Raw genomic sequence first — 13,058 nt, forward strand, 5'->3', positions numbered from 1 at the left:
CCGCGCGGCTCACACCTGCGGCTCGGTCGACTTGAAGGCCAGGCCGTCGGCCCGCCACCGGTCAATCGCGGCCTCGACGTCGTCGGCGAGGTTCACCTGTTCCAGCCACTCGTCGCTGTAGATCGAATCCTCGTACTTGGCGGCGTCGTCCGGCGCGAGGCAGAGCGGGCGCGCAGGGACGTCAGCGGAGGTCAGATCAGTGACGCACGCGTTCAGTACGCAGCCGGCCGACCCGCCGACTCCGATGTCGGTGTCATCGCGGAGCATCCGGCACATCGCGATCGCGTCGCTGTCTCGCACCAGGTGCCGGGCGTCGAAGCTTTGCGGGGTCAGGAACGACGACTGGCGGCTGGCTCCGATGCCGGGCAACAGCCGGGCGTCGGCGGTGGTCGCCCGCGACGCCGGGGGACCACTGGCCATCGAGGCGTACGCGTCGACGGCGATCAGCCGGATCGGCCGACCGGTTCCGCGTACGTGCCGGGCGATCCCGGCGAGGGTGCCGCCGGTGGAGACGGCGACGTAGATCGCGTCCAGTTCGGGGCCGCCCTGACACAAGATTTCGGGGCCGGTGCTGCGGGCGTGGATCTCCGGATTCGCGTCGCTCTCGTACTGGTTGGTCCAGCGGTAGCCCGGGTGGGCCGCGATCAGCGCCCGCACGGTCGCCAGGCGGGTGAGCAGGTAGCCGCCGTGGCCGTCGTCCTCGTCGACCATGTGCAGCGTGGCGCCGGCGGCGAGCAGCAGGTGCCGGGTGGCGACGGGGGTTTTCGGGTCGATGACCGCGATGAGCCGCCCGCCGATGCGGGCGAGCTGATGGGCCAGTGCGATGCCGAGGTTGCCCGAGGTGGACTCGACCACCACGGTCCCCGGTGTCAGCGGTTCCTGCCGGTCCAACGCCCAGAGCAGGCCGATGGCGGTGCGTTCCTTCACCGACCCGGAGGCGAGGTAGCTCTCGTGCTTGACCAACATCCGATGATGCTTACCGGCGTATGTCACCAGAAGCTCTGACACCGGCGTCGGCGTCAGCGAGTCAAGCCACATCGTCAAAGGATGCAAGCGCCTCCCAATAGGAGGAAGGCGCATGGCGAGTTGTCGCCAGGAGCCGGGCTCAGCCTTGATAGCCCGTCCACATCCACCCAGCATGACTCGCATGGCTCTTCACCCGGGTGCTGCGCAGTCGAAGATCGTTCGCCAGCCGGGGCAGCCCGTCGCGATCATCGGCATGGCGGGCCGCTTTCCTGGCGCAAAGTCCATTGAGCAGTTCCGCCAGAACTTGCTGGCCGGCGTCGAGTCCATCTCGTTCTTCGACGAGGACGAACTGCGCGCCAATGGGGCAACCGACGCCCAGCTCGCCAACCCGGCGTACGTGCGGGCCGCGCCGATCTTGGGTGACGTGGACAAGTTCGACGCTGATCTGTTCGGCTTGAGCGCCCGTGAGGCGCAGCTGCTCGACCCGCAGTTCCGGGTGTTCCTGGAGGTCTGCCACGCCGCGCTGGAGAACGGCAGCGTCGTTCCCGGCCAGACCGAGGACCGTGTCGGCGTCTACGCGGGCTCCAAGGACAACGCCTACCTGGAGGAGAACGTCTTCCAGAACGGCGCGATCATGCGTGGCACCGGATCACTCATGGCGATGATCAACAATCACACCGATTACCTCGCCACCAGTGTGGCGTTCCGCCTCGGCCTGACCGGCCCGGCGATCAGCATGGTGACCGCCTGCTCGACCTCGCTGGTCGCGATCCACACGGCGGTACAGGCGCTGCGCGCCGGTGAGTGTGAGGTCGCCCTGGCGGGCGGTGTCGAGATCGGCATTCCCGAGGTGGGCGGCTACGTCTACAACGAGGGCGGCATCTACTCGCCCGACGGGCGGATCCGACCGTTCGACGCCAAGGCCCGGGGCACGGTATTCGGCAACGGCGTCGGGGTGGTGCTGCTCAAGCCACTCACCGCCGCGCTGGCCGACGGCAACCCCATCCACGCGATCATCCGCGGGTCGGCGATCAACAACGACGGCAATGACAAGAACGGCTTCTTCGCGCCGAGCAAGCCCGGCCAGGCCGCGGTGGTCCGTTCGGCGCTCAATGACGCCAACGTGGATCCGGCGACGATCGGGTACGTCGAAGCGCACGGTACCGGCACGCTGGTCGGCGACCCCATCGAGGTCGGCGCCCTGAGCACCGCCTACCGGGAGCGGAGCGACCGGACCGGCTACTGTGCGATCGCCTCGATCAAGGCCAACGTCGGGCACCTGGGTGCCGCTGCCGGTGTCGCCGGACTGATCAACGCGGTGTGCAGCGTCCAGGATGGACTGCTCGCGCCGGTGGCCAATTTCGAGGAGCCGAATCCCCGGATCGACTTCGCGCGCAGCCCCTTCTATCTCAATCGCGAGCGCAGTCAGTGGCCTGACGACGGCACGCCGCGTCGAGCCGCGATCAGCTCGTTCGGTATCGGCGGCACGAACGCGAACGTCATCATCGAGCAGGCGCCGGCCCGCCCGGCTGCTCGCCCGGCCCGCCGTCCGGTCCAGCTGGTGCCGTTGACGGCCCACGTCCAGGCCGCGCTCGACGCACTGACGGAGAACCTCGCCAAGCACCTCAGCCGCGGCGAGGACGAGCTGGCCGATGTCAGCTACACGTTGACCGTCGGCCGCAAGCCGCTGGCGCTGCGCCGGTTCGCGGTGGCGCCCAGTGCCGCCTCAGCCGCCGAGCGCCTCACCGTCGACCTGCCCGCGTTCCAGCCGAAGCCGGGGCGTACCGCCACCTTCCTGTTCCCGGGGCAGGGTGCGCAGTATCCGGCCATGGCGATGGAGCTCTACCACGCCGAGCCGGTGTTCCGGGCGGAGCTGAACGCGTGTGCGGCGGTGCTGCGGGAGTCGCACGGCCTGGACCTGATGGAGCTGGTCTTCCGGGCGGACGCCGAGACCCAGAACCAGACCTGCCACACCCAGCCGATCCTTTTCGCGGTCGAGTACGCGCTGGCCAAGACGCTGCAGGCGATGGGCGTTACACCGACGGCGATGGCCGGCCACAGCGTCGGCGAGTACGTCGCGGCGGCCCTCGCCGGCGTGTTCAGCCGGGATGACGCCTTGCGGCTCGTGGCCGAGCGCGGCGCGCTCATGCAGACGGTCGAGAGCGGTGCGATGCTCGCGGTGCCGCTGTCGGAGGAACTGCTCGCCCCGATGCTGGACGAGTCGCTGGACATCGCCGCGATCAACGCCCCCGGGGTCTGCGTGGTCGCCGGAACCCACGACGACATCGCCCGGCTCGAGGAGGAGCTGAGCCTGCAAGGCGTGAGCAGCCGCCCGGTGCACACCTCGCACGCCTTCCACTCCCGGATGATGGACGGCATTCTCGAGCCGTTCGCCGAGGCGGTACGCCGCACCACGCTGAACCCGCCCAGCATCCCGTTCGTGTCCAACTCGACCGGGACCTGGATCGCCGACGACGAGGCGACCGATCCGATGTACTGGGTGCGCCACCTGCGCGGGCGCGTCCGCTTCTCGGAGACCTTGCGGCTGTTGACCTCTGACGGCGACCGTGCGTTCATCGAGGTCGGCCCCGGCCGGACGCTGACGGGATACGTCAGCAGTCACGACCGCGTGGCCGTCGCCGTGCCCGCCATGCGTCACCCGAAGCAGCAGCAGTCCGATGTGGAGACGCTGCTGACCGCCGTGGGCCGGCTCTGGGCCGAAGGCGTCGACGTCGACTGGTCGCAGTTCTGGGGCGACGAGCAGCGCAGCCTGGTTCAGCTGCCGGAGTACCCGTATCAGCGGCAGCGTTACTGGATCGATCCCGATCCCGAGGAGGACGACGGTCAGGTCGCGGCGGTGGGCGCGCCGGTCAAGGTGGGCCCGTACACCGCGCCGGTGTGGCTGGAGAGCGTACCGCCGCTGGCTGGATTGGCCTCCGGCGTCTGGATCACCCTCGGCCGGCCGGGCGACGCGGTGCTGCCGAGGCTCGCGGAACTGGCCGGGGCGGCCGGCGCGAAGGTGGTCACGACGACGACCGAGGAGGAGCTGATCGAGGCTCTGGCCGGACGCGGCGGCGGCGAGCGCGAGAAGGTGACGATCGTCCACGGGCTCTGCCTCGGGGAACGTCCCGCCGACACGAGCGAGGCCGAGTACGCGGCCACGTGGTTGCGCGACGGCTTCCACAGCGGGCTGACAGTCCTGCAAGAGGCGGCCAGGCAGCTCACCGGTACGCCGGTCGAGCTGGTGTTCGTGACCAGTCAGATGCAGGACGTCGCCGGTGACGGGCTGATCGAGCCGGCGAAGTCGGCGCTGCTCGGACTGGTGAAGCTGGTGCCGAAGGAGATGGAGTCGGTCAGCTGCCGCAGCGTCGACTTCGGTGCCGACCTGCCGGTCGAACGGGTCGCCGGTCAGCTGTTCGCCGAGATCAGCGCCGGGGGTTCGGAGCAGCAGGTCGCCTATCGCGGCCGCAAGCGCTGGTCCTGGTCGTACGCGTCGACGCCGGTGCAGGCGCCGGACGGCGTGCCGGCCCTGCTGCAGCCGGGCGGCGTCTACGTCCTGACCGGTGGGCTGGGCGGTCTCGGTCTGGTGTTCGCCCGTCAGCTCGCCGCCCAGGTGCAGGCGAAGCTGGTGCTGCTCGGCCGCAGCGGCCTGCCGGACCGCGCGCAATGGGCCGAGATCCTCGCGACGGCGCCGGACAGTCCGCAGGCACGCCGCATCCGGGCGGTGCGGGACGTGGAGACTGCAGGTGGCGAGGTGATGGTGCTGGCCGCCGACGTCACCGACGCGGCGGCGATGCGGGCCGTCGACGAGGCCGTACGCGCGCGGTTCGGCCCGGTGGACGGAGTCTTCCATCTCGCCGCGGTGGCCGGCGGCGGCATGCTGGAAACGCGGTCCCACACGGACGCGGCGGCGGTGCTCGCCCCCAAGGTTCAAGGCACCTATCTGCTGGAGGAGATCTTCCAGCCGCGTCTGATGGTGCTGTACTCGTCGATCGCGGTCCTTTCGGCGGACTTCGGCCTCGGTGACTACGTCGGCGCGAACGCCGTCCTGGACGCGTTCGCCCAGTCCCGCTGGGCCCGTGGGCAGCACACGGTCTCGGTCAACTGGCCGCCGTTCGCCGAGGTCGGCATGGCCAGCGAAGTGCTCGCCCCGGCGGTGTTCGACCACATCGCGCTAGGCGGCGCATCGGGCGAGGGCCCGCGTACGGCGGTCCGGCATCCGATGCTGCAGAGCCGTACCGAGGTCGACGCGGTCACCACACACTTCGGCATCAACCTGTCGCATTCGCTGTGGGTGCTGACCGAGCACAAGCTGAACGACATCCCCACCATGCCTGGGACGGGCATCATCGAGTTGATCCGGGCGGCGTACGCGGAGCAGACCGGCAGCGAAACGGCGGAGATCACGGATCTGACGCTGGTGCAGCCGCTCGTGGCCCACGCCGGTCTGCGCTGCCACCTCGAACTGCGCCGCACCGACGACGGCGGCTTCGACGTGGCGATCAGAGCGCACGACGGCAACGAGTACGCCAAGGGCCGCGTGGGCCCGCTGACGTCCGAGAGACCCGTCCGGCGGGACCTCACGGCGATCCGGGAGGCATCCACTGCAGTGGGCATCCCGGATGCGGCGGAGTGGGACGGCCCGCTCGCGTTCGGGCCGCGCTGGGGCGGGATTCAGAGCGTCCGCTCCGCCGAGGCCACGGAGTTGGTCACGGTGGAGCTGGCCGACCGGTTCCGCGCCGACGAGGAGATGTACTACCTGCATCCGGCGGTTCTCGACTGCGCGATCGGCTTGGGGCAGATCATCCGCGGCACCGGCCAGTACCTGCCGTTCAGTTACGGCCGGCTGTCCGTACGCGGGCCGCTGGCCGGCCGGGTGCATTCGATCATCGCGCATCTCGACGACACGCGTGGCGAGGTCAGCAGCACCAACGTCACCGTGGTCGACGACGAAGGAAACGAGCTGGTGTCGGTGGAGCGGTTCATGCTCTTCCGGATGCCGGAGCAGCTGGCCGCGAGCATGAACGCCGGGGTGCCCACGGCGGGCCCGCTCGAGGACGAGGTCCTTCCGCAGCAGGGCGAGGAGGCGTTGCGGCTGATCCTCGGCTCCGGAGCGGGACCTCAGGTGATCTGGTGCCCGGAGGGGCTCGACGTCCGGCTTCGGCGTACGTCGCGGGTGAACCGGGAGGCGGTGACCGAGCAGCTGACTGCGCAGTCCGGCATGGTCGGCGCCCCACGGACGCTGACGACGCCGTACGTGGCGCCGGAGAGCGACGTCGAGCGGATTCTCGTGGGGCTGTGGTCAGAGACCGTGGGTGTGGAACGCATCGGCGTCGACGACGACTTCTTCGATCTGGGTGGCAACTCGCTGTTCGCGGTCCAGCTCGTGGCCCGGATCAGTCATCGGTTCTCCCTCGACGTGTCGGCGGCGTTGCTGTTCGACTCTCGCACCGTGCGTACGCTCGCCACGGCGATCGAGACCGCGCTCGTCGAGAAGATTTCTGCCCTGTCCGAAGACGAGGCGCGGCAGGCCCTCGAAGCGCTGGGGACGGCCGCCAATGTCGGCTGATCGGCTGCGCGTCGGGGCCGTCGTCGACGGTGGCGGGATCCCCACGTCGGCGCTGCTCGAAATCGTCGATCACGCCGAGGGCATCGGCATGGACGCCGTCTGGCTGCCGCAGATGCCGAACCAGCTGGACGTCGCGACCGTCCTGGCGGCCTTGGCCGCGCACACCAAGCGGGTCCGGCTCGCTTCCGCCGTGCTGCCGATGTACTCGCGGCCGCCGGTGGTGATGGCGCAGTCGGCGCTGACCGCGGACGCGATCTCCGGCGGACGCGTCGCGCTCGGCCTCGGGCTGGGGCATCGGGCAGTCGGGGACTGGATGGTCGGCGGCAAGCCGGCCCCCGCCCTGCCCGCCACTCGTGAGTACCTGACCGTCGTGACCTCCATGGTGCGTGACGGCGAGGTCAACTTCGACGGCACCTGGTACAGCGGCCATGCCGCGTACATCGGCGAGCGGCGGGAGGACTTCCCCGTCTACCTCGGATCGTTCGGGCCGAAGATGATCGAGCTGGCCGGGGAGCTGGCCGACGGCGTGATCCTGTGGATGTGCACCACCGAGTATGTGACCGCGCACGTGCTGCCGGCGCTGCGCCGGGGGTGGGCCAGGCGGGGCGGGCGGCCGGACGGGTTCAAGGTCGTTGCCATGATGCACGCGGGCCTGTCCGGAGACCCGGAACGCGACCGGCAGATCTTCGGCCGGACCCTGGGTGCGTACCTCCGGGTCGCGACGTATCGCGGGCTGTTCAATCGAAGCGGCTTCGCCGACTCGGTCGCCTCGACCCGGCCGGACGACGCGATGGTCCGGGCACTGGGAGCCTTCACCGAGGACGAGGTGACCCGACGGCTCGTGGAGTTGCGCCGGTGCGGCGTAGACGAGGTCGGGGTCGCGCCGGCCGGGACGGCCAAGACCTCGCTCGACCTCTGCCTCAAGACGCTGACAAGGGTATCTGAGATCGCAGGCGAGGGATGACCTCCGAGCATCTGATCCCGCTGGGCACCGGCGAATTCTCGCTGTGGCGTTCGGTGTGCGTACGCACCGCCGGGCTGCCCTTCGACTGGATCAGTGATCCGGAGACGATTCGCCGCGCGCCGTTTCTTGAGGCGCTGGCCTGGCAACATCCGCGGATCGGCCGGAAAGCGCGCCGTGACCGGGCCAGTTTGCCCCGTGACCTCGCCCGCACGCTGGCGAGCTACCGCTCCCGATACTGCGCGAAGAACGACACCATCGGCTTCTTCGGCCCGGTCGCCTGGGGCGTGTGGCACGACGGCACCACCAAGATCGGCGAGCTGATCCCGCCCGTACGCGGCGAGCTGTTCTTCGAGATGTGGGCGATTCAGGCGCTGGGTGAGGCCCTCATCGACCGGTACGCCCTGGACGAGTGGACCGTCCCGCATCGGTGTGCGTCGGTGGCCACCGTGCCGGGCGCCGTGCACCTGGCCGACGGCTCCCACCTCGCCCTGTCGGAGGTACGCGATCAGATCGTGGCGGCCGCCGACGGATTCCGCACCGTCGCCGACATCGCAGCGGAGTGCGCCGACCATGGCGACCCGGCGAAGATCGTCGCCGAGATCAAGGTGCTCCGGGCGATGGGCGTACTCACCAAAGGGTTCTTCATCTCGCAGAACCGGCACCCGGAACGTCAACTGGCGATGCAACTCGCGCGCGTGGCCGACCCGGCGCGGCGGGCGGCGGCAGAGCGCGATCTCGGGACGCTGATCTCCGCCCTCGACGACGTGCGAGCCGCGCTCGGTGACCCGGCCGCGGTCGCGGCGGCGCTGGAGTCGTTGCACGCTCGATTCACCGACCTGGCGGCTGCGTCGTGGCATCGCCGCGACGGCGAGTTCTACGCGGGCCGGTCCGTCGCCTACGAGGACTGCCGGTCGGAGTTCGCCCCGGAGCTCGGAGCCGACCTGCTCGCCGACATCGCACCGGCGCTGGAGCTGATGCTGCTCAGCGCCCGCTGGTACTCGGCGCAGGTCGCGTCCCGGTATCTTGCCTTCTGCCGGGACCTGCTGGTCCGCGACCCTCATCCCGGCGGGTATCCGTTGCCGAAGCTGTTGGCGGCCGTCGCAGACACCATCGGCGGCGACGCCGCCAGCCCGGCCGGGCAGGCGGCGTCGCAGCTTCGTCGCATGTGGACCGAGCTGCTCGCCCCCGGCGAGGGAACCGGCCCGGTGGCCCACCGCTCGGCCGACCTGCGCGAAAAGGTGACCGAGGTGTTCGCCGCCGCCGAACCGGGCTGGCCGTCGGCTCGATGGCATGGCCCGGACCTGATGTTCGCGGCCGACAGCGCCGACGACCTGCGCGACGGACGTTTCCTCGCGGTTCTCGGCGAACTGCATCCGACGGTCAACTGTGTCGATCAGCTGTGCTTCGCGTCGACCCACCCGGATCAGCGCGCGCTGCGGCGGTGGATCGACAGCGACATGCCGCATCGGATCGTCCCGCTGTATCCGATGACCGGCGACCTGGTCAACTCCCGGACGGGGCCGCCCGAGGCGTACCACGCTGCGCATTACACCTACCTCGGCGTAGCCACCGAACCGTCGTACGCACCACGCCGAGCCGCGGTCGTCGCGGCCGGTGGCCTGCGCGTACACGAGGAGGGTGGGCGGCTCGTGGTCCGGTCCTTGGCAGGGGACTTCCAGGCCGGCCTCACCGAAGTCCTCGACGACTACCTGGCGTTCGCCGCGTACAACAGATTCGGCTTGTTCGAGCCGGCGGCGCATCGCCCCCGGGTGCAGATCGACCGCCTCGTGGTCTCCCGCGAGCGCTGGCAACTGCCGCTGACCGTGTTCGCCGACCTTCCCGAGGCGAGGCGGGACCAGGTCGTGGTCCATCTGCGGGGCGTGGCGGCCGAGCACGGACTGCCCGAGGCGGCGTTCTGGGTCGTGGCGGGGGAGGCGAAACCGATCTATGCCGACCTCGCCGACGACACCCTCGCCGACGCGCTGTGGGCCAAACTACGCCGAGGCCGGCAGCGGCGGCCAGACGGCTCCGTGACCGTCTCCGAAATGCTTCCCGGGCCGGATCAGTTGTGGCTTCGCGACGCCGACGGCCGCCGGTACACCAGCGAGTTCCGGGTGACCTGTGTGGACAGTCGCCGCTATGAAGGAGGTAACGCAAGTGTTTGACGATGAGGATCGGGTGTTCTGCGTCGTCGTCAACGACGAAGAGCAGTATTCGATCTGGCCGGACGACCGTCCGGCGCCGTCGGGCTGGTCGACGGTCGGCAAGACCGGCCGCAAGCAGGAATGTCTCGACTACATCGCCGAAGTGTGGACGGACATGCGCCCGCGCAGCCTGCGCCTGCAGATGGACGGCCAACCCGGCTGACCCGCGCCCGTACCGCACACTGACGGCCGAGCACAGGCGCACCCGACCGGCCACCGGGAACCAAGGCAGTGCCGCGTACCGGCGTTCTCCGCCCGCGGCACCGGAACGAGGAGAACACATATGGCCAGCGCCTCGATTCAGGTGAGCGACCTGGTGAAGACCTACCCGAGAGACGTGCGCGCCCTGGACGGGCTGAGCTTCTCGGTCCGCGAAGGCACGGTGTTCGGCCTGCTCGGACCGAACGGGGCCGGAAAGTCGACCGCCGTACGCATCCTGAGCACCCTGTCGCGTCAGGACTCCGGGACGGCCGTCGTGGCCGGGTTCGACGTCACCCGGCAGCCGGACGCCGTACGGCGCGAGATCGGGCTGGTCGGGCAGAAGCTCAGTGCGGTGCCGACCGCGACGGTACGCGAGAATGTCCTGCTGCAGGGCCGGATGTACGGGCTCAAGGGCCGCGAGCTGGCCGCCCGCACCGACGAGGCGATCGCCCGGATCGGGCTGTCCGAGGCCGCGGGCAAGCCGATCGGGTTCTGCTCAGGCGGCATGAAGCGCCGCGTCGACATCGCGATGGGCATCGTGCACCGTCCCAAGGTGCTGTTCCTCGACGAGCCGACGACCGGTCTGGACCCGGACATTCGCCTGCAGCTGTGGGAGGACCTCGCCAAGCTGGTTCGCGCTGACGGGCTGACGATCCTGCTGACGACGCACTACCTCGAAGAGGCCGACATGCTCGCCGACGAGGTGGCCATCATGGATGCGGGCCGGGTCGTCACGTCGGGCAGCCCGGCCACCCTCAAGCAGGAGCTGCGCGGCGACACGCTGGTGGTGGAGCTGGACACCGATTCCGCCGCCGGGCAGGCCGCGACCGCGCTGGCCGACCTGGGGCAGCTCAGCGACCTGACGGTGGCCGGCCGGACGCTGCACGCTCGCGCCGAGGTCGGCGGGGCCGCGGTGCCGGTGGTGCTGGACCGGCTCAGCCGGGCCGGATTGCAGGTCACCTCGGTCACGGTCGCCCAGCCGACGCTCGACGACGTCTATCTCCAGCACACCGGGCACCGGCTGGTGGCGCAGCGGCGCGAAGAACTCGAACTCGAAGGGAGCCAGTCTTGACCGAGCTCGTGGGCCAGTCGGCGCACTTGGCCAAGCGCCACATCCTGCACGCGTTCCGGCAGCCGTGGCTCATCGCGATCAACCTGGTCCAGCCGTTCCTCTGGCTGCTGCTGTTCAGCGCCACGTTCAACCGGATCGCCGACATCCCCGGTTTCGGCGAGAGCAACTACGCCCAGTTCTTCCTGCCCGGCCTGATCGTCATGACGATTCTGCTGGCCGCCGGATGGAGCGGCCTGACGCTGCTGGGCGACATGGAGCGCGGCACGCTCGATCGCATGCTCGCGTCCCCGGCCAAGCCGGCCGCGCTGATCATCGGGCCGCTGCTCCAGCAGATCGTCAGCGGGGTCATTCCCACCGCGATCCTGCTGGTCATCGGCTACCTGCTCGGCGTCCGCTTTCACGGCGGGCCACTGGGGGCGCTGGTGCTGGTCCTCGCCCTGGCGGCGATCGCCGCGGCACTCGCCGCGCTGTCCAACGCGGTGGCCCTACTGGTACGCCGCGAGGAGTCGCTGATCGCGGTCGTGAACTTCATCGTCATGCCGATGACGTTCCTGTCGACCGCCTTCATGCCCCGAGGACTCGTCCCGGACTGGGTGGCGGCGGCGGTCAAGGCCAACCCGGTCAACTGGGCGGTCGAACTGAGCCGGTCCGCGTTCGCCGGCACGCTGTCGCCGGGGCCGGTGCTGACCTACCTGGGCCTGCTGATCGCCCTCGCCGTGGGTGCCATCGTGCTGGCGCGGGCGTCGCTGAACCAATACCGGCGTACCGCGTGACGGTGGTGTGCCGGGTCGACCGGCACCGGCTCAGCCCGGTGCCGGCGACCCGCGGTGGGGGTTCGCTGCCGTGAGCCGGCTGCTCGCCATCAGCGACCTGCACGTCGAACATGCCGACAATCGCGAGTTCGTCACCCGGTTGCGGCCGGTCGATCCCGGGGATTGGCTGCTGGTCGCCGGGGACGTCGGCGAGGTGAGCACCGAGATCGAATGGGCGCTCGGCGTCCTACGCGAACGGTTCGCCCAGGTCATCTGGGCGCCGGGCAACCACGAGCTGTGGACCCCACGCAAGGATCCGGTGCAGCTTCGTGGGCAGGAGCGATACGAGTACCTTGTCGCCTTGTGCCGGCGGCTGGGAGTGTTGACACCGGAGGACCCGTACGCGATTTGGGACGGCGCGGGCGGGCAGGTGGTCGTGGTGCCGCTGTTCATCCTCTACGACTACACGTTCCGGGTGGACGGCACGTGGTCCAAGGAGGACTCGCTGGCACTCGCGTACGAGCGAGGAGTCGTGTGCACTGACGAGGTCCTGCTGCACCCCGACCCGTACCCGAGCAAGGACGCCTGGTGCGCCGCGCGGCTCGCGGCAACCGAGCGGCGCCTGGCCACCCTCGACCCCGGTACGCCCATCGTGTTCGTCAACCATTACCCGCTGGTCCGGGAACCGACGCGAGTGTTGATCTATCCCGAGTTCGCGCAGTGGTGCGGCACCGTGCACACGGCCGACTGGCATCGGCGTCACCGGACCGAGGCCGTGGTCTACGGGCACCTGCACATTCCACGCACGACCTGGCACGACGGGGTCCGTTTCGAGGAGGTCTCCGTCGGCTACCCGCGCGAGTGGCGACTACGAGGCAGCGCGCCGAACCCGCCGCGCCAAATCTTGCCGGCCCCAGAGACGCTGAATTGACCGAGGAGATCCCGCCCGCCGTCGTCGCGGCGGGGGAGACGTTCGGGGACTTGGGCGAAGCGACGCTCTAAGTGCCGGATCACCCTGGCCACAATCCTGCTGCGCACCGGCGATGACACGGCTGCTGGCAGGGCGCGTCAGTGGCGCTGCACGGGACGGGTCCTACCGGCTGCTCGCCGCGCAGGCCACCGACGTCCTCGCCGCCACGGGCACGGCTGCTCTACGTCGAGTGCGGCCGCAGACCAGCACCCTCGCCCGTGTCGTGGCTGTCCACGCTCAGCTCGGCCCTGACCTTCGGCAACGCGCGTATAGCGGATGTATAAGCAGCCGGTGCCAGGCTTCTGGCACGGGGAAACGCCGCCACCGCACCGGTGGCGGACGGGGCTCACCATCGGCCGG

The 13,058-nt window shown here is 70.0% G+C and carries 8 protein-coding genes; 7 read left to right on the forward strand and 1 reads right to left on the reverse strand.

Annotated elements, in window-relative coordinates:
- Nucleotides 1–9: 9 nt before the first annotated feature.
- Nucleotides 10–1,149 carry a pyridoxal-phosphate dependent enzyme gene (locus HOV77_RS17010; protein ID WP_363260409.1) on the reverse strand — a complete coding sequence of 380 codons (1,140 nt, stop codon included), beginning with the start codon at nucleotides 1,147–1,149 and terminating at the stop codon, nucleotides 10–12.
- On the opposite strand from HOV77_RS17010, the gene HOV77_RS17015 reads away from it, so the two are divergent.
- The 7 genes from HOV77_RS17015 to HOV77_RS17045 all read left to right on the forward strand — a co-directional run bounded on the left by HOV77_RS17015 (nucleotide 1,148) and on the right by HOV77_RS17045 (nucleotide 12,659).
- Nucleotides 1,148–6,535 carry a type I polyketide synthase gene (locus tag HOV77_RS17015; RefSeq protein WP_290863366.1) on the forward strand — a complete coding sequence of 1,796 codons (5,388 nt, stop codon included), beginning with the start codon at nucleotides 1,148–1,150 and terminating at the stop codon, nucleotides 6,533–6,535. The two genes, HOV77_RS17010 and HOV77_RS17015, sit on opposite strands and share 2 nt — an antisense overlap.
- Nucleotides 6,525–7,499: an LLM class flavin-dependent oxidoreductase gene (locus HOV77_RS17020; RefSeq protein ID WP_290863368.1), complete on the forward strand. Its 975-nt coding sequence runs from the start codon at nucleotides 6,525–6,527 to the stop codon at nucleotides 7,497–7,499. Before HOV77_RS17015 ends, HOV77_RS17020 begins: the two co-directional genes overlap by 11 nt.
- Nucleotides 7,496–9,664: a lantibiotic dehydratase gene (locus HOV77_RS17025; RefSeq protein ID WP_290863370.1), complete on the forward strand. Its 2,169-nt coding sequence runs from the start codon at nucleotides 7,496–7,498 to the stop codon at nucleotides 9,662–9,664. Before HOV77_RS17020 ends, HOV77_RS17025 begins: the two co-directional genes overlap by 4 nt.
- Nucleotides 9,639–9,866 carry an MbtH family NRPS accessory protein gene (locus tag HOV77_RS17030; RefSeq protein ID WP_290863371.1) on the forward strand — a complete coding sequence of 76 codons (228 nt, stop codon included), beginning with the start codon at nucleotides 9,639–9,641 and terminating at the stop codon, nucleotides 9,864–9,866. Before HOV77_RS17025 ends, HOV77_RS17030 begins: the two co-directional genes overlap by 26 nt.
- Before the next feature lie 120 nt (nucleotides 9,867–9,986).
- Complete coding sequence (locus HOV77_RS17035; protein ID WP_290863372.1) at nucleotides 9,987–10,976, forward strand: ATP-binding cassette domain-containing protein; 990 nt, start codon at nucleotides 9,987–9,989, stop codon at nucleotides 10,974–10,976.
- Entirely contained in the window at nucleotides 10,973–11,749 is a 777-nt protein-coding gene (locus HOV77_RS17040) for an ABC transporter permease (protein ID WP_290863373.1), read from the forward strand. The genes HOV77_RS17035 and HOV77_RS17040 overlap by 4 nt, the downstream gene beginning before the upstream one ends.
- Before the next feature lie 70 nt (nucleotides 11,750–11,819).
- The gene (locus HOV77_RS17045) at nucleotides 11,820–12,659 is read left to right on the forward strand and encodes a metallophosphoesterase (protein ID WP_290863374.1); all 840 of its coding nucleotides are present in this window, start codon (nucleotides 11,820–11,822) and stop codon (nucleotides 12,657–12,659) included.
- Nucleotides 12,660–13,058 lie beyond the last annotated feature (399 nt).

The organism is Hamadaea sp., assembly GCF_013362815.1.
GTDB lineage: Bacteria > Actinomycetota > Actinomycetes > Mycobacteriales > Micromonosporaceae > Hamadaea.

What these genes read in the sequence shown, in the direction of transcription:
- HOV77_RS17015 (WP_290863366.1), top strand. Translation starts at nt 1,148, where the DNA reads ATGGCTCTTCACCCGGGTGCTGCGCAGTCGAAGATCGTTCGCCAGCCG.
- HOV77_RS17010 (WP_363260409.1), bottom strand. Translation starts at nt 1,149, where the DNA reads ATGCGAGTCATGCTGGGTGGATGTGGACGGGCTATCAAGGCTGAGCCC.
- HOV77_RS17020 (WP_290863368.1), top strand. Translation starts at nt 6,525, where the DNA reads ATGTCGGCTGATCGGCTGCGCGTCGGGGCCGTCGTCGACGGTGGCGGG.
- HOV77_RS17025 (WP_290863370.1), top strand. Translation starts at nt 7,496, where the DNA reads ATGACCTCCGAGCATCTGATCCCGCTGGGCACCGGCGAATTCTCGCTG.
- HOV77_RS17030 (WP_290863371.1), top strand. Translation starts at nt 9,639, where the DNA reads ATGAAGGAGGTAACGCAAGTGTTTGACGATGAGGATCGGGTGTTCTGC.
- HOV77_RS17035 (WP_290863372.1), top strand. Translation starts at nt 9,987, where the DNA reads ATGGCCAGCGCCTCGATTCAGGTGAGCGACCTGGTGAAGACCTACCCG.